Origin of the sequence: Mycolicibacterium aurum, assembly GCF_900637195.1 — a bacterium.
Taxonomy (GTDB): Bacteria; Actinomycetota; Actinomycetes; order Mycobacteriales; family Mycobacteriaceae; genus Mycobacterium; species Mycobacterium aurum.
On sequence record NZ_LR134356.1, the window covers coordinates 3,174,676 to 3,192,686 of the forward strand.

At 71.1% G+C, this 18,011-nt stretch carries 6 protein-coding genes; all 6 read right to left on the minus strand.

Going from position 1 to position 18,011, the window contains the following annotated elements; genetic code table 11:
- Positions 1 to 24 precede the first annotated feature (24 nt).
- Genes EL337_RS14990 through EL337_RS15015 form a run of 6 tightly spaced genes read right to left on the minus strand, consistent with a single transcriptional unit; the run spans position 25 to position 18,010 of the window.
- Complete coding sequence (locus tag EL337_RS14990) at positions 25 to 870, minus strand: ABC transporter permease (protein WP_048631090.1); 846 nt, start codon at positions 868 to 870, stop codon at positions 25 to 27.
- Positions 867 to 1,715: an ABC transporter permease gene (locus EL337_RS14995; protein WP_083442982.1), complete on the minus strand. Its 849-nt coding sequence runs from the start codon at positions 1,713 to 1,715 to the stop codon at positions 867 to 869. Before EL337_RS14995 ends, EL337_RS14990 begins: the two co-directional genes overlap by 4 nt.
- A complete protein-coding gene (locus tag EL337_RS15000; protein WP_048631091.1) occupies positions 1,712 to 2,713 on the minus strand; it encodes a daunorubicin/doxorubicin resistance ABC transporter ATP-binding protein DrrA in 1,002 nt (333 codons plus the stop codon). Before EL337_RS15000 ends, EL337_RS14995 begins: the two co-directional genes overlap by 4 nt.
- 23 nt (positions 2,714 to 2,736) lie before the next feature.
- A complete protein-coding gene (locus EL337_RS15005) occupies positions 2,737 to 7,125 on the minus strand; it encodes a type I polyketide synthase (RefSeq protein WP_109519805.1) in 4,389 nt (1,462 codons plus the stop codon).
- A 59-nt stretch (positions 7,126 to 7,184) separates the two neighbouring features.
- Entirely contained in the window at positions 7,185 to 12,587 is a 5,403-nt protein-coding gene (locus EL337_RS15010) for a type I polyketide synthase (RefSeq protein ID WP_048631093.1), read from the minus strand.
- Complete coding sequence (locus EL337_RS15015) at positions 12,587 to 18,010, minus strand: SDR family NAD(P)-dependent oxidoreductase (protein WP_048631094.1); 5,424 nt, start codon at positions 18,008 to 18,010, stop codon at positions 12,587 to 12,589. Before EL337_RS15015 ends, EL337_RS15010 begins: the two co-directional genes overlap by 1 nt.
- Position 18,011 lies beyond the last annotated feature (1 nt).

Consider the following 18,011-nt stretch of genomic DNA (forward strand, 5'->3'; position numbering starts at 1 on the left):
GTCACGTCGGTGGTCAAGGGCGGGTCAGCCACGCTTGCTGGCCCTGCGGTATCCGATGGCCAGCGGCACCGCGCACACCGCGGCGATGCCCACCGCCCACAGCACCGAGAACAGCACCGGCTCGGCGATCGGACCTTCCAGCGACAGGCCCTTCATCGCCTCGATGGTAGTGCTGACGGGTTGGTTCTCGACGAACGGCTGGAGCCACTCCGGATACTGGTCGAGCGGCACGAAACCGATCGAGAAGAACATCAGGATCGCGATCACGATCTCGGTGGCCTGCGGGGCGATCGTGCTGGACGAGAACAGGGCCAGGGTCAGGACGGCGGCCGACAGCGCCACCCCGAACAGGGCCGGCATGAACACCCACGCGATCGCCGCGGGGATGCCCTGTTCGAACCGGAACCCGAGTGCCAGACCCACACCCATGACGACAATGGTGATCACCACGATGCGCACGAAGTCGGCGGTGAGCCGGGCCAGCAGCCCGGCGGCCCGGTGCACCGGAACCACCCAGAACCGGGACAGCAGACCGACGTCGCGCTCGCGCATGATGCCGACCGCGCCGATGATCGCGCCGGTCATCCCGCCGACCAGCGCCACCAGCGGGACCTGGCCGTAGAGCCCACTGTTGCCGGTGACCTGCTCGATGACGTCGCCGAGGACGATGTCCAGTGCGGCGAGGAACACCGCGGGCATCACCAGCGACTGCACCAGCGTGGCGGGGTCCCGGCTCCAGCGCCGCAGAATCCGCGCCGTCAGGACCGCGACCTGAGGCAGCAGCCGTTTCGGCGAGTTCTCCCACACCCTGTCGACGCGGTGCCTGCCGCCGGGCCGGTACGGAGCCGACACGGACGAATCGGTGGTCACGACTGCCTTCTCCGCGTCACCACGACATGCAGGGCCAGCGCCACCAGAATCGACGCCAGCGCCCACACCACACCGGGGGCCAGCACCGACCACGTCGCCTCCGGTGCGGCACCGGAGCTGTCACCGGCCAGCGCCTGCAGACCGTAGACCCACTGCGACAGCGGCTGATTACGCACGAATCCCTGAATCCAGTCCGGGAACCGTTCGACGGGCTGCAGGCCCACCGACGCCAGTCCCAGCGTCAGCTGCGGGATCAGCATCATCGGTGCGGTGGCCTCCGGGTTCTGGGTGGCGACGCCGATGAGGTCGCCGATGATGGCGAGCGCGGCGCCGATCAGCAGCACCAACGCCACGAAGCCGAGGGTGCTGACGACATCGGACTGGAGCCGGAAACCGATGACGTAGCCGCACGCCACCGACACCGCCAGCGCGATGCAGCAGCGGTACATGCTCGCCGTCATCCGCGACGCGAGCGGGGTCACCGACGGTATGGGCATGGCGCGGAATCGCCGGTTGATGCCCTGCACGGAGTCGGTCGCCGAGCGGAACGCGGCGGAGATCGCGGCGAACCAGATCGCCTGCAGGATGATCAGTGGCGTCAGGTACTGCGCGTAGCTGCTCAGCGGCTGCACCGCGCCCATCATCTGCTTCAGCGGCAGGTAATAGCCGACGGTGAAGACGATCGAGCCGACGACCTGGGTGGCAAGTTCGCCGTTGCGCAACGTCGGGATGATCATCCGGATCGTCAGCACCCACCACTGCTGGATGGCCGACACCGGCGGCCGCACGCCGTGGGGTATCGCGGCCCGTCGCGGCGCGACCGAGAGCCCTGACTGGTCGATCACGCGTACGCGTCCGCTTCCACCAGCGTGTCCGGCTGGTCACCGCCGTTCGGATGGTCACCGGTGAGTGCGAGGAACACCTCGTCGAGCGACGGCCGGCGCAACGCGATGTCCATCAGCTCGATGTTGGCCTCGCTCAACAGGTGCAGCGCCTGCATCAGGGTGTTGGGGCCGTCGGGTGCCGGCATCGAGATGCGGTCCGAGGTGTCGGTCAACGCGGCCCGGTTCGCGTCGGGCAGCAGCCCGCCGAGGACCCGCGCGACCTCGGGGATGTCGGCGAGCTGGCGCGGCACGATCTCGCAGTAGGTTCCGCCGGTGCGCTCCTTGAGCTGATCGGCGGTGCCCTCGGCGATCACGGTGCCCTTGTCGATCACGATGATGCGGTCGCTGAGAAGGTCGGCTTCCTCGAGATACTGCGTGGTCAGCAGCGTCGCGATACCGGCCTCCTTGAAGTCGGTGACGAGCTCCCAGATGGCCTGCCTGCTGCGGGGATCCAGACCCGTGGTCGGCTCGTCGAGGAACACCACCTCGGGGCGGACCACCAGCCCGCACGCGATGTCGATGCGCCGCTTCATGCCGCCGGAGTAGTTCCCGACGGCACGGTCGCCCGCACCCACCAGGTCGAACTGCTCCAGCAGCTCCTGCGCCCGCTGCTTGGCCACCTTCTTCTTCAGGCCCTGCAGCCGGCCGAACATCAGCAGGTTCTCGCGGCCCGTCAGCAGGTCGTCGAGCGCGGCGTGCTGACCGGTGAGCATCAACGCGCGCCGCACACCGGCAGGGTCGCTGACCACGTCGTGGCCGGCGATCAGGGCCCGCCCGCTGTCGGGCTTGATCAGCGTGGACAGGATGTTGACCGTCGTCGTCTTACCCGCGCCGTTGGGGCCGAGCAGGCCCAGCACCTCTCCACGTTCCACTTCGAAGCTGACATCTCGCAGTGCGACCACGGGGCCGAACGACTTCTTGATGCCTGCGACGACCACCGCCTTGTCCGAGCTCGCCATGTGCCCCTCCTACCCGGTCACGGTCACGACAGATCGACCAGCGCCAGCTCATCGCCGGCCGCGTCGGTGTCTTCCTCGGCGAGTGCATCCCTCGTGATGTCGAGAAGTGCAGCCGAGTACTGCCGGGCAAAGGATTCCACATCGGTGGGGCCGAGACGGCGGCTGTCGTACCACCAGTCCAGGGACAGCACGCCCGCGGTGCGATAGACCCGCAGCTCCAGCGCGTGGCCCAGCCCGGGGAGGGCGTCACGAATCGGCATGGCGGTGTCGGTGTCGAACCGGACCGCAGCATCGTCGGGTTGTTCTGCGGGCACGTCGGGGATGGTCCCGACGTGGGTGAACAGGATGTCGGCGGGCCGGCTCGCACCCAGCACGCGCGCCGTCGGCGCGTACAGGTACCGCAGCAGGCCGTACCCGATGCCGTAGTGCGGTACCGCCTTCAGTGTGTCGCGCACGTCCTCCAGCGTTGCGGTCGCGGACGCCCGCCCGGAGGCGTTGAGCACGACCGGATGGATCGTGGTGAACCAGCCGACGGTGCGCTGCAGGTCGACGTCGGGCTTGAGCACCGAGCGGCCGCGGCCACCGAGGTCGACGGCCACCGCGCCCTCGCCGACCGTCGCGGCAACGGTGCGGCCCAGCGCAGCCAGCAGGATCTCCTCGATCGGCAACCGCAGCCGCCGCCGGGCGTCGTCGATCTCACCGGTCTCGGCGGCCGACAGCGGCGCGGACAGCCGCACCAGGTCGTCGGCGCCGGGACGCTCCGCGGTCTCCGGGCCCGCCACGCTCACCGTGCCCCTACGCGCCGTGTCCAGCCAGTAGTCACGGCTGTCCAGCACGGCGGGATGGCTGGTCAGGCCGGCGCAGCGCTGCGACCATTCCCGCCAGGACGCGGTCACGGGCGCCAGCTCGATCTCCTGACCCGACAGCTGCTGGCTGAACGCCGTGAAGATGTCGGTGAGCAGCACGTCACGGGAGACACCGTCGTCACCCGCACCGACGGCCGTTCCGTGCAGGCTCAGCGCCAGGTAGGACGGACCGCCGCCGGCGCCCCGGATCAGCGTGGCGGTCAGCGGGACCACGACCTGATGCTCACGCACCTGCTCGTCCAGGAGGCCCAGTACGGCGTCGCGCTCCTGCGGACTGCCCGAGACCAGGCCCTCCGGCAGCTGCCTGACGGCCAACTCCGTGAACTCGCCGGCTTCTGCGATGTGCTGATCCCAGGTGCCCGCGCGTTCCACGAGGTGCACGCGCAACGCGTCATGGGCGGTGGTCACCGCGGTCAGCACCGCCCGCACATCGGCCTCGCCGACGTCGGATCGCAGGCCGAGGATCACCGGGATGCGCCAGCGGCCGAGGTCGCGCAGGCCGTACTCCAGGAAGTACGCCACATTGGGCGGCACCGGGGGGCTGACGACGTCGTCCATCGACTGTCGCGCCAGACCGCCCTCGGCGTACCGCGCCGTCAGCACCTTCGCCAGCGACGCGACCGTCTGGTTCTCGTACAGGTCCTGCGGGGTGAGGTCCAGCCCCTCGTGGCCCGCCGTCATCGCGACGCTGATCGCGATCAGCGAGTCGCCGCCGATCTCGAAGAAGTTGGCGTTGCGATCGATGTGGGACAGCCCGAGGCACTGCGACCAGATGCGCGCCATCGCGGCCTCGACGGTGGAGACACCGCCCGCGGCGGCAGGTGCCGCGCCGGCCGGGCTGCCGGCCGCGGTGACGCCTGCGGCGCCGCCTCCCCCGGCCAGCCATGTCGCGGCACCGTTGTGCTCGACCCAGTGGCGTTCCGGGGCGAAGGGGTAGCCCGGCAGCGTGACCAGGGAGCGTTGGTCGTCGCCGCCGCGATTCCAGGCCGGACTCCAGTCGACGTCCACGCCCGCGGCCCAGAGCTGCCCGAGGCCGAGCAGGAACGTGTCGCGGTCGCTGCGGTTCTGCGCCTGGTGACGCATCAGCCGCACCGCGCGGTGCCGTTCGGCCCACCGCGGATGCCTGCCCGCCGATGACGTCAGGGTGCCGCCGGGACCGACCTCGACGAGTACCCGGTCGGGCGCGGTCAGCAGCGCGTCGAGCTCATCGGCGAACCGGACGGTGGCCCGGATCTGACGCGCCCAGGTCGACGGGTTGGTGGCCTCCGACGCCGACATCGTGGTGCCGGTGATGTTGGACAGCAGCGGAATCTGCGGTTCCCGCAACGTCATCCGCGACAGGAACGAGGTGAACTCGGCGACCACGGAGTCCATCAGCCGCGAATGGAACGCGTGCGAGGTCCGAACGCGGCGCGCCACGATCCCCTTCTCCGCCAAGCCTGCCTGGAATGTCCGGATCGCGTCTTCGCTGCCCGCGATCACACAGCTGCCCGGGTCGTTGATCGTGGCGAGATCCACGTCGGGGGTGAGGTGCTCGGCGATGGCCTCCGGGCTGAGCGCGACCGCGACCATGACCCCGCGCGGGGCGGCGTGCATCAGGCGGGCACGCATCGACACCACCTTGACCGCGGTGTCCAGGTCGAACACGCCCGCCAGGGTGGCCGCCGGGTACTCGCCGATGCTGTGGCCGGCCATGATCGACGGCGTCACGCCGTAGGACTGGATCAGCTTGGCCAGCGCGTACTCGACGGTGAACAGTGCGGGCTGGGCCCGGTCGGTGTGCTCCAGATTGCGGCCGACCCCGTCGAAGATCTCGGCCCGCAGGTCGTAGCCCATCTCGTCGCTGAACGCTGTCGCGCACTCGTCGAAGTGCCGGGCGAACACCGGCTCGGTGTCGTGCAGCCCGCGGGCCATGCCGATGTGCTGCGCGCCCTGACCCGGGAACAGGAACGCCACCCGATCGGCGGAACTCTCCGAGCCGTCCCAATCGGGGTGCCCACTGCCGACGAACACGTTGTCCGTCTCGGCGGCGGTCAACACCGCGGCCGCGTCCTCGCGGTCGGCGACCACGGCGGCCAACCGGATGGGTTCCTTGCGGCGCCGGGTCAGCGTGTAGGCGGCGTCGGGCAGGCTCAGCCCGTCCGCCTCCGCCAGCTCGCGGGCCAGCGCGGCACGCGACTGCGCAAGTGCCTCTTCGGTTTTGGCGGAGAGCACCAGAACCTGCGGTCCCGACTGGGACGGCGCGGGCGCAGCGACCCTGCCCGGCGCCTCCTCGAGCACGATGTGGGCGTTGGTGCCGCCGACCCCGAACGAGCTGACGCCGGCACGACGGATGCCGTCGACCTCCCACGGGCCGTCCTGGTTGCGGATACGGAACGGTCCGCGGTCCAGGTGCAGCTCGGGGTTCGGGCTGCTGTAGTGCAGGGTGGGCGGGATGACGCCGTGCTCGAGGCACAGGATCGCCTTGATCAGACCCGCGATGCCCGCGGCCGTCTCGAGGTGGCCGATGTTCGACTTGACCGAACCGAGGTAGCACGGGTCGCTTCGGGTTTCCTCGGCCAGGTCGAACGCCTGCCGCAGGCCCTCGATCTCGATCGGATCCCCGATGGGGGTGCCGGTTCCGTGCGTCTCGACGTAGGTGACCGTCGAGGCGTCCACGCCGGCGATCGCGTGCGCCTCGGCGATGACCTCGGCCTGGCCGATCGAGTTGGGGGCGGCGTAGGTCATCTTGGTGGAGCCGTCGTTGTTCAGCGCCGAACCGCGGATCACGGCATGGATGTGGTCGCCGTCGTCGACCGCGTCCTGCAGGGCCTTGAGCACCAGGACACCGACGCCGCTGCCGAAGATGGTGCCGTCCGAGCGCACGTCGAACGGTCGGCAGTGCCCGCTCGGCGACACCATCGATCCCTGCTCGTACCAGTAGCCGACGCGGTTGGGGATGCGGATCGACGACCCGCCGGCCAGCGCGATGTCGCACTCGCCGTTGAGGATCGACTGGCACGCCAGGTGCACCGCCACCAGCGACGACGAACACGCGGTGGCCACCGACAGCGCCGGACCGCGGAAGTCGAACTGGTGGGCCACGCGGGTGGCCAGATGGTCCTTGTCGTTGGACAGCGACAGCGAGACCATGTCGAAGCTGGCGCCCTGGCCGATCACCATGGCCGGGTCGTAGTTCGACATCAGGTTGTGCAGCAGGTAGCCACTGGTGGAGCTGGTCCCGAAGACACCGACGGTGGCCTCCAGCTCGGCCGGGTCGTACCCGGCGTCCTCCAGTGCGTGGTACACCGACTGCAGGAACAGCCGGTGCTGCGGATCGAGCATCCGGGCCGCATGGGGCGTGAAGCCGAAGAACTCTGCGTCGAACTCCTCGATGCCCGCCATCAGCGCGGCGCGACGCACGTACGAGCTGTTGGTCAGGGTGCGTTCGGTGACCCCGGCGGCCAGCAGCTCGTCCTCGGAGAGGTCGACGATCGACTCGACGCCGTTGCGCAGGTTGCGCCAGAACTCCGACACCGAGTTGGCTCCCGGGAACCGGCCCGCCATGCCGATGACGGCGATGGCGTTGTCGGGGAGTTGACCGTCAAGCTCCCCTGCACTGCTGGTCACGATCTCGGTCCTACCTTTCGCCGGGATGCGGCTCGTTGACGTGCTGCGGCGCGCTGCTGTGCGCGCTCACGCAGCGCATTGGGACGCTCGGAGGACTCGTCCTGCTCCTCGAGCCCGAGCTGACGGATCAGGTCGAGCGCGACGTCGGCCAGCGTCGCTCCCTGCAGCAACAGTGCCACAGGGGGCTCGACGCCGAAATCGCCGCGAATCGTGTTGCGCATCCGGACGGCCATCAGGGAGTCCAGACCCATCTCGGTCAGCGGCCGCGCCGTGTCCACGGCGCTGTCGTCCGAGTAGCCCATGACGCCGGAGATGCGGCGGCGCAACCGGGCGAGGACCACGCGGTGCACCTCGGCGGCGTCCATCTCCTTGAGCGCGTCGGCACCGCCCCAGTCCTCGTCGGCGTCGTCGGTGTCCAGCTCGCCCACCAGGTCGGAGAAGAAGCCGATCTGTGCGATCTCGGGGAACGCGGCCGCCGCCCGATCCAGCCGCAACCGGGCGATACCGACGCGCGACAGTCCCGCGGACAGCACGCCGCCGAGCGCGTCCACGCCCTCGGCAGGGGTGATCGGGTCCAGCACCGAGAAGCTCAGCGAGCTGGCCAGGCCGACCTCGGCCCACTGACCCCAGTTGATCGTGGTCGCGGGCAGACCGGCCGCCTTGCGCCAGGTCACCAGGGCGTCCAGCCAACCGTTCGCGCACGCGTACGCCGCCTGTCCAGGCGAGCCGAGCAGCGAGGCGACCGAGCTGAAGCCCACCCACCAGTCCAGTTCCTTGGTGGCGGTGACCTCGTGGAGTCGCCACGCGCCGAGCGCCTTCGGCGTCCAGATGGTGTCGAGGCTCTCCCGGGTCAGGCCGACGACGAGTTCGTCGGCCAGCACGGCCGCCGAGTGGATCAGGCCGCGCAGCGGCTTGCCCGTCTCCTCGGCCGCGGCGGTGAGCCGCTCGGCGACTCCCGGTGCGGCGATGTCGCCGAGCACGGTGACGATCTCCGCGCGCGCCGACAGCTCGTCGAGAACAGACTGCGCCTCCGCCGAGGCGGCACTGCGGCCGTTGAGCACGACACGACCCGCTCCGGCCTCCACCAGCCAGCGCACCACGGCCAGGCCCACGCCGCCCAGTGCTCCGGAGACGATGTAGGACGCATCACCGCGCGCCAGCGGCTGATTCGACGCCGTCGGCAGGGCGGCCCGCGAGAGCCGCTCCACCCAGCGGGTGCCGCCGCGCCAGGCGACGACGTCGTCGATCCCGGTACCCGAGCCGTCGGCCTCGATCTCGGCGATCAGCGCCGCGGCGTCCCCGCCCGCGCCGAGGTCGACGAGGGTGGCGTGCAGATCGGGATGCTCGTAGGCGAGCACCCGCACCAGTGCCTTCAGGCTGCCGACCGCCGGGTTGCCCGGGCCGTCGGCATCGCCGGTGACCAGGCCGCCACGGCTGACCAGCCACAGGCGTGGCGGCTTTCCGTGCCAGCTACCGACGACGGCGCGTACGGCTCCGGCCACACCCCACAGCACGTCACGCGCGTGCGCCAGGTGCGCCTCGGTGTGGGTGCCGTCGAAGTCGCCGTCGTCGACGACGATGACCACCCCGGCCGGCGGCAACGCCGAATCCGCGGTGGCGCCGGCGAATGCGTCGCGCACCGTGGACTCGTCACCCAGATCGGCGGTGACGACCCGGCGCTGCGGGCGGGCGAAGCTGTCCGCGAACTGCTGCGCGGTGGCCATTGCTGCCGCACCGTCGGCGAGGACGAGCCAGCTGCCCGTCGGCGAGCCGGCGGGCGGCACCGCAGATTCGACCCAACGGGAATCGAAGATCTTCTGCGACAACGGAAGTGGCACCGTGCGGCGCTGGATGCGCTTGAGCTGGACATCGTCGACCTGGGCCAGCACCGCGCCCGCGTCGTCGGTCAGGGTGACGCGGCCGGTGGTGTCACCGGTCTCCTCGTCGACGCCGACCAGCTCGGCATGGCACTTCGCCCGCCGGCCGATGTCGCCGAACACCCGGATGGATCCGAAGCCGACCGGCAGATAGGTGACGTCGGTGGCGCCGGAGAGGACGTCGTCGCTCATGGCGGCCGCGAGGCCCTGCAGCGCCGCGTCCAGCATCACCGGGTGCAGCGCGATGCCGCGGTGCGGCGTGGCCTCGTCGGGCAGCACGATCTCGGTGTCGGCCGCTCCAGTGGAGCGCACCACGCGGGTCAGCGCGGCGAAGGCGTGCGCGTGATGGGCGCCGGTGCGGCGCAGCGCGGTGTAGAAGTCCGCCGGAGACACCGGGGTGCCGCCGGTCGACGGTGCCACCTTGGCCGGTGCGCCGCCGTCCGCGGCGCGGACGGTGCCGACCGCGTGCCGCGTCCAGGTGCCCATCTCCGAGCGCGAGTGGATCTCGACGCGCAGCGTCCCGTCGTCGAGGCGGACGATCTGAGTGGTCAGCATGGTGTGGCTGTCCAGCGGGAGCATCTGCTCCACCTCGACCAAGGCCGCCACGCCGGTGGCGGGCAGGCCGAGCGCCTCCCGGCCGGCGGCCAGCGTGATCTCGGCGAAGCCGGCGCCGGGCATGACGGGCAGCCCGTGCACGATGTGGTCGGCCAGCCACGGGTGCAGCTCCAGACCCACGTCGGACTGCCAGACGTGGCCCGTGCCCGACGGCAGCTCGACGTGCAAGCCGAGCAGCGGATGAGCGCCGGCGAACTGCTGACCTGCGGAGCGGTCGGCCATCCAGTAGTGGGTGTGCTGCCACGGCGTCGGCGGGACCGAGACGAGGTGCGATGTCGTCTGCTCGTCGGCCTTGACGGCGGGCGGCCGCACCGCGGCCAGCTGCGCGTGGAACGCCAGCGTCTCGGGCTGGTCCCTGTTGACGGTCGCCCCCACGTGGTAGCGGCGACTGGTCCCCTGCGCGGCGAGGGTGTCCGAGATCGCATGCGCGAGCAGCGGATGCGGGCTGATCTCGATGAAATTGCTGTGCTCGGCGCTGGCCTCGTGGACCGCCTGGCTGAACCGCACCGGGTTGCGCAGATTGGCCGCCCAGTAGTCGGCGCTGTACATCGGCGCCGACCCGGCGTAGCCGACGGTGGACACCAGCGGGATCTTCGGCGCCGCCGGCTTCAGGTAGGCCAGGGCCTCGGTCAGCTCCGGCAGCACCGGGTCGATCGTGGGATGGTGCGACGCGACGTCCACCTCGATGCGGCGTGCGAGCTTGCCCTGGGCGTCGACGAGGGCGACCAGTTCGTCGACCTGGTCCGGTGGACCTGCGATGACGGACTGCTTGGGTGAGGCGTAGACCGCGATCGTGATGTCGGGCCGGTCGGCGATCAGCTTCTCGGTCGCCTGGGCGTCGAGTTCCAGCAGCGCCATCGCGCCCTGGCCGGACAGCCGCTTCATCAGCCGCGTCCGGGTGGCGATCACGTCCAGGCCCTCGGCGGGAGTCAGGACGCCTGCCACCACCGCGGCGGTGGCCTCGCCCATCGAGTGCCCGATCACCGCGTCCGGCTCCACACCGTAGGACCGCCACAGCGCGGTCAGCGCCAGCTGCATCCCGACGATCACGGGCTGGATGCGGTCGATGCCGACCACCGGCTCGCCGGCCTCCAGGGTGTCGCGCAGCGAGAAGCCGACCTTGTCGCGGAACGCCGGTTCCAGGTCGTCGACGGCGGCGGCGAACGCGGGTTCCTCGGCCAGCAGAGCCTTGCCCATGCCGGGCCACTGCGCGCCCTGCCCCGAGTAGAGGAAGACCGTTCCCGAACCCACCTTGGCGTCGTGGGCACCGACCAGGCCGGGTGCGGGCTGACCGGCGGCCAGTGCGCGCAGCGCGGTCACCGCCTCGTCGTGGGTGCGGGCGCTGACCGTGGCGATCGTCGGGTAGCGGCTGCGGTGGTGGTTGACGGTGTAGGCGACGTCGACCAGCGGCACGGTGGCGCCGTCGCCCGCCAGCCAGTCGGCCAGCGCCGCGGCGGAGGCGGCCAGCCGGTCCGCCGTCTTGCCCGACACGACGAGGGTCGTCACCTTCTCAGGCGCAGCCGGCGCGGGGGCAACCTCGGGCCCCTGCTCGAGCACGATGTGGGCGTTGGTGCCGCCCATGCCGAACGACGACACCGCGGCCCGGCGGGGATGCTCGCTCGCCGGCCACGGCGATGCCTCCGTCGGCACGAAGAGCCGGGTCGAAGCGGCGTCGATCGTGGGGTTCCACTTCTCGAAGTGCAGGTTGGGCGCGATGGTGCCGTGCTGCAGCGTCAGCACCGTCTTGATGAATCCGGCGACGCCCGCGGCGGCCTCGGTGTGACCCATGTTCGACTTGACGGCGCCCAGCGCGCAGGGGGTGTCGCCCTTGCCGTACACCGCGGCCAGCGCGTCGAACTCGATGGGGTCGCCCAGAGATGTTCCGGTGCCGTGGGTTTCGACGAAGCTGACGGTGCCCGCGGCGACGTCGGCCGAGCGCAGGGCGCGGGTGATGACGTCGCGCTGCGACGGGGCGTTCGGTGCGGTCAGGCCGTTGGACCGGCCGTCCTGGTTGACCGCGGACCCGCGGACGACGCCGAGCACGCGGTCGCCGTCGCGGACCGCGTCGGTGAGCCGCTTGAGCACCACCACGCCGGCACCTTCGCCGCGCACGAAGCCGTTGGCCCGCGAGTCGAACGAGTAGCAGCGGCCGTGCGGCGACAGCATTCCCCACTTGGCAAGGGCCAGTTGGGTTTCCGGGCGCAGACTGAGGCTGACCCCGCCGGCCAGGGCGAGGTCGCTCTCCCGCATGCGCAGGCTCTGGCAGGCGAGGTGGATCGACACCAGCGACGACGAGCACGCGGTGTCGACGGCGACCGCCGGGCCCTTGAGGCCGAGCAGGTAGGCCACCCGGCCGACGGTGACGCTGTGGGCGTTGCCGGTGGCCGAGTAGGCGTCGATGGTGTCCGGGTTGCCGGCGGAGGCGTTCTGGTACTCGTTGTAGTACACGCCGATCATCACCGCGGCCCGCAGCTCACCGACGGTGTCCGGTGCCAGACCGGCGTTTTCGAGTGCCTCGTAAGCAACTTCGAGCAGCACGCGCTGCTGCGGGTCCATCGCGGCGGCCTCGCGCGGCGTGATGCCGAAGAACTCGGCGTCGAACCCGGCGACGTCGTCGATGTAGGCACCCCACTTGCTGGGCATCTTGCCGGGGGCCATCGGATCGGGGTCGTAGAACGCGTCGCCGTCCCACCGGTCGGCGGGCACCTCGGTGATGGCGTCGGTGCCGCTCTCCAGGAACTTCCAGTAGCTGTCGGGACCCGTCACGCCGCCGGGGAATCGGCACCCGATGCCGACGACGGCGATCGGCTCGGCGCCGGCGACCCGGGAGGCTTTCTCGAACTGCTCGGCCAGCTTCCCGCGCTGCTCGGCGGACATCGCCGAGATCCTGTCGAAGGTGGTCTTCATCAGATGGCGCCCTCACTGCCGGCGTTCGCCGACTCGACGGAAGAGGACTCGATGCTGTCGAACAGGTCGTCGAGCACGCTGAACGAATCGGAGTCTTCTTCGGGTTCTTCGGGTTCGGTGTCCTGCGCCTGCTGCGCAGGCGCCAGCAGATCGGCGACGAAGTCCGCCATCTGCGCGATCGACGGATGGTTCCACAGCATCGTCGCGGACAGGTCGACGCGGACCAGCTGCTTGGCATCGCGCAGCAGGTTCATCGCCATCATCGAATCCAGGCCCAGTTCGGGGAACGCCGCGTCGAAGTCGACGGCGGCATCGGGCATCCCGAGCTCCCGGGCCAGGATCGCCCGCAGCCGCGTCCGCAACTCCCCGACGGTCTGGGCCCGCGTCATCGACGACCAGTCGATGAACTCCACCGAGGCCGAACCGTTCTCGTCGACCACCGGCGCCGGCGCCGATTCCACGGGCGCGTAGGTCAGCCCCCGGATGTCGACCCACGTCGTGCCGTCGGCACCGGTGACCAGGACGTCGACCACCAGCGAACCGGTGGTGCCGTCGCGCCGGTACACCTCGATGGTGCCGCGGCTGCCCGGCGCCGCTGCCACCGTGAGACTCTCGGCGCCCGCAGGCAACAGCAACTGGGCGTTGTCGGCGTCGGCCAGCCGGGCCACGTACACCGCGGCGTCGACGAGGGCGGCGGCGGCCGACTCCGAGGAGTCCGGCAGCTCGATGTCGGCGCGGGCGCCGGCCGGGGTGGTGGTGCACCCGCTGACCGTCCACGCGAACGGCTGGCCTTCCACGCCCCACGCGCGCTGCATCTCGGCGATGGCCGCCCCGTCGAACGCCTGTCCGCCGGCGGTCTGGTCGCCGCTGGGCACCTGGGCCGAGGGCGCCGCGATCAGCTGGGCGCTCGCGTGCCGGGTCCAGCGCTGCTCCGGGGTGTCGGGGGACGAACTCGACCACACCGTGAGCGCGGTGGCGTCGGCGACGACGTGCACGACCTTGGGCGCGTCGGCCACGATCGGATACTCGAACCGGACGTCACCGACCGCGGCCCCGCTGTCGATCAGTGCCGCGGCACCCGAAAGCGTCTGCAGCAGAACCGAAACCGGAACCACCTCGACACCGCGCACGCGGTGCGCCACGGGGTAGGAACGCTCGCCGGGCAGCACCCGGGCCTGCCACAGATGGTTGTGCGACGTCCCGGCGACCGGCTCACCGAGCACGGTGCCCCAGGCGGGGGCGGCCACCGCGTCGAGGTCGACGCTCTCCCCCGGTGCGTTGACCAGGTGATCGAGCACCTTGACCGCCGCGCGCATCCGGTAGGCGTCGGCCAGCCGCGCCCAGTCGGCGCCCGCCACCACCGTCTGCACGGCGGCGTCGGGGCTCAGCAGTGCGGGCAGCATGCGGATCGCCACCTCGTTGGGCATCGGTTCCAGCCCGGCGGCCTTCATCTGCGGCTGCGCGTCCGACCAGGACTTCCACAGGCCCCAGTCGATGACGGTGGCAGGCAGGCCCAGCGCGCGGCGGGCATGGGCGAACGCGTCGGCGAAGGCGTTGGCGGCGGTGTAGTGCGCGACTGCGCGGGAGCCGAGCAGGCCGGTGATCGAGGAGAACAGCACGAACCGGCGCACCGGCGTCCGCAACGACAACGTGTGCAGCACCGACGCCGCATCGATCTTCGCGCGGAACATCGGGGTCACGTCGTCGTCGGTCATGTCGGTCAGCAGCGCTTCACCGCCGGCCAGCGACGCCAGGTAGACGCCGTCCAGCGGGGGAAGGTCCTTGCCGAACCGGTCGAACACCGCCGCCATCGACGTCTCGTCGGCGGCGTCCGCGGCAACCTCGACCAGCGTGGTTCCGCCGGCCGCCAGTTCACCGGCCAATTCGGCCAGCTGCGAGCCGCCGCGGCGGGACACCGCGACCACCGTCGAGGCGCCCATGTCGGCGAGCTGACGGATCAGGTACGGGCCGACGTTGCCCGTCGCGCCGATGACCAGGTGACTGGTGCCGCTCTCCAGGCGGGTCAGCGAGACCGCGGGCAGGGGGTGCGGCTCCAGTCGCGGCACCCGGCGTTCACCGGCGCGGTACACCGCCTGGTCGTCGCGGTCGGTGCCGGCCGTCCCGACCGATGCCGCTTCGGCGCGCAGGAAGTGCGCCAGCAGTTCCGCGGGCAGCGCCTCGTCGACGTCGACGAGGCCGCCCCAGAACTCCGGATGCTCCAGCGCGAGCGTGCGACCCAGCCCCCACAGCACGGCGTGCGCCGGGTTGGCCCGGTCGCCGTCGGCGATCGGCTGCGCGTTGCGGGTGACGACGAAGAGCCGGGGCGCGGTGGACGTGGCCGACGAGGACGCGGCCAGCGCGACGACGAGGCGGCGCAGCTGATGGAACGACGCGTAGCTCTCGGCGGCGTCGAAGCGTCCCGCGGCGACCGACGGCGCGTAGACCACGTGGTCGACGCTGTCGAGCACGGAGCTGAGCCCGTCGGCGTCACCGCCGGCATCGAGTGCCGACAGCGGCATCGTGCGTGAGCCCGGCCCGAGCAGTTCGGCCAGGGTGGCGCCGGAGTCGTCGGTGATCACCAGCCACGAGCCGTCGGCGCCGCCCTGCGGAAGGTCGCGGACCGGCCAGCGCAGCTGATGGAACCACTCGTGGTACTCGCCCTCAGGATCGGCGGTTGCCTTGGGCGCCAGCGTATTCGGCGACTGGGTGTGGATCCAGTGACGGGCGTGGTGCCACGGCGTGGACGGCAGCTGCACCCGGGCGCCGCCCTGCGCGGTCTTCGGCGGGCGTGCGGTGTGGGTGGCGTTGAGGTTGGTGTGGAACGTGACCGTGTCGTTGGCGTCGCGGGCCAGCGTGGGGATGTTGCGGTGCGGACCGGTCAGGGTGTCCTTGATCGCGTACGACAGCAGCGGGTGCGGGCTGACCTCGACGAAGACGGCGGCGTTGGCCGCGGCGGACTCGACGGCGCGCGCGAAGCGCACCGGGTTGCGCAGGTTCGCGACCCAGTGGTCGGCGTCGAAGACGCAGGAGCCGTCGGTGGGCCGCTCGTCGGTGGTGACGATGACGGGCGTCGTCGGCGTCATCGGCGTGAGGTCGGCCAGCTCGGCGCGTAGGTCGGCCAGGATGGGGTCGACGATCGGGTGGTGCGACGCCACGTCGACGTCCACCCGGCGGGCCAGCTTGTCCTGGGCGTCCACCACGGCGATCGCGGCGTCGACCTGGTCCGGCGGGCCGGCGATCACGGTCTGGTGCGCCGAGGCGTAGACCGCGACGGTGAGGCCGTCGTATCCGGCGATCAGCTCCTCGGCGGCGGCGGCGTCGAGTTCCAGCAGCGCCATCGCGCCCTGACCGGAGAGGCGTTTCATCAGCCGCGAGCGGGTGGCGATCACCTTCAGCCCGTCGGCCGGGCTCAGTGCCCCACCGACGACCGCGGCGGTCACCTCTCCCATCGAGTGCCCGATCACGGCGTCGGGCGTGACGCCGTAGGCACGCCACAGCGCGGTCAACGCGAGTTGCACACCCACCAGGACCGGTTGGATCCGGTCGATGCCGACCACGGTCTCCCCGGAGGTCAGCACGTCGCGCAGCGAGAATCCGACCTGCGCGACGAAGTCCGGCTCGAGCTCGTCGACGGCGGCGGCGAAGGCGGGCTCGTCGGCCAGCAGCCGTCGGCCCATTCCGGCCCACTGCGAACCCTGCCCCGAATAGAGGAACACCGTGCCCGACCCGATGGCCGGATCGTTGGGCCCCACGACGCCCGGCGCGGGATACCCCTGCGCGAGCGCCCGCAGGCCGGCGACCGCCTGGTCGCGGTCGGCGGCGACCACGGTGGCGAACCTGGCGTGCTGGGCGCGGCGGTGGCTCAGCGTGTCCGCCACCTCCGCGAGCCTCACCGCCTCACCCTCGGGTGTCTGCAGCCAGTCGGCGAGACGCCCGGCCAGCGAGGCGATGCGGGCCGGTGACTTGCCGGTGACCACCAGCGTGCTCACCGGCGGTTCCGGTTGCGCCGCAACCGGTTCGACCTCCGGAGCCTGCTCGATGAGGATGTGCGCATTGGTTCCGCTGACCCCGAACGACGACACGGCCGCACGGCGGGGCCGGTCCACGGCAGGCCAGTCCAGCGGCTCCGAGGCGATCCGGAACTTCTTGGCGCCCTCGCCGGCCTGCGGCGTCAGCTTCGTGAAGTGCAGCTGCTTGGGGATCGCGCCGCGGTGCACGCTCAGCACGGTCTTGATGAAGCCGGTGACGCCAGCCGCCGACTCCAGGTGCCCGAGGTTGGTCTTCACCGAGCCCAGTACCAGCGGCGCCGAATCCTTGCGGTCGCCGTAGACCGCCGACAGCGCGTCGAGTTCGATCGGGTCGCCCAGCGAGGTGCCCGTGCCGTGCGCCTCGATGTAGTCGATGTCCGACGGGGCCAACCGCGAGGTCTGCAGCGCCGTGCGCATCAGCTCCTGCTGGGCGGGGCCGTTGGGCACGGTCTGGCCGCTGCTCGCGCCGTCCTGGTTGACCGCGGAGCCGCGCACCACCGCCAGCACGCGGTCACCGTCGCGCAGCGCGTCGGTGAGGCGCTTGAGCACCACGACACCGCAGCCCTCGCTGCGCACATAGCCGTCGGCGTCGGCGTCGAACGTCTTGCACCGGCCGTCCGGGGCGAGCATGCCCCACCGCGAGCACGCGATGTTGTTGTCCGGTGACAGGATCAGGTTCACCCCGGCCGCCAGCGCGTGGTCGCTCTCGCCGCGGCGCAGGCTCTGACAGGCCAGATGGATCGACACCAGCGACGACGAGCACGCGGTGTCGCTGACCACGGCCGGTCCGCGCACCCCGAGGAAGTAGGACAGCCGGCCGGCGGCGAAGTTCGGGGCGTTGCCGAACGGGATGTACGGGTCGATGTCCTCGGGTGCCAGCTTGCCGACGATCGAGTGGTAGTAGTCGTTGGCCGTCATCCCGATGAAGACGCCGGTGGCCGAACCGCGCAGCGTGCGGGGATTGATACCGGCGTGCTCGAGCGCCTCCCACGTGACCTCCATCAGCAGACGTTGCTGGGGGTCCATCGCGGCGGCCTCACGCGGGGCGATCGAGAAGAACTCGGCGTCGAACTCGTCGGGCTGCCAGGACGTGAGGAAGCCGCCCTCGCGGTTGCAGATCGTTCCGGGCACGGTGTGGTCGGGCGAGTAGAACTCGTCGGCGTCCCACCGGTCGGCGGGCACTCTGATGACCCCGCTGGCGCCGTCCTGCAGCAGGGTCCAGAAGTCGTCGGCACTGTCGACGCCGCCGGGCAGCCGGCAGCCGATGCCGACGACGGCGATCGGCTCGGTCTCGGCCTTCTCCGCTGTCGCGAGGCGTGCGGTCAGATCGTCGATCTTGCGCAGGGCTTCGGTGATGATCGCCCGGCGATCAGGCGAAGCAGGCGCAGCAGTCATC

Coding starts and splice junctions, on each gene's coding strand:
- EL337_RS15015 (WP_048631094.1), bottom strand. CDS start 18,010: ATGACTGCTGCGCCTGCTTCGCCTGATCGCCGGGCGATCATCACCGAA.
- EL337_RS15005 (WP_109519805.1), bottom strand. CDS start 7,125: ATGGCGGGCCGGTTCCCGGGAGCCAACTCGGTGTCGGAGTTCTGGCGC.
- EL337_RS15000 (WP_048631091.1), bottom strand. CDS start 2,713: ATGGCGAGCTCGGACAAGGCGGTGGTCGTCGCAGGCATCAAGAAGTCG.
- EL337_RS15010 (WP_048631093.1), bottom strand. CDS start 12,587: ATGAAGACCACCTTCGACAGGATCTCGGCGATGTCCGCCGAGCAGCGC.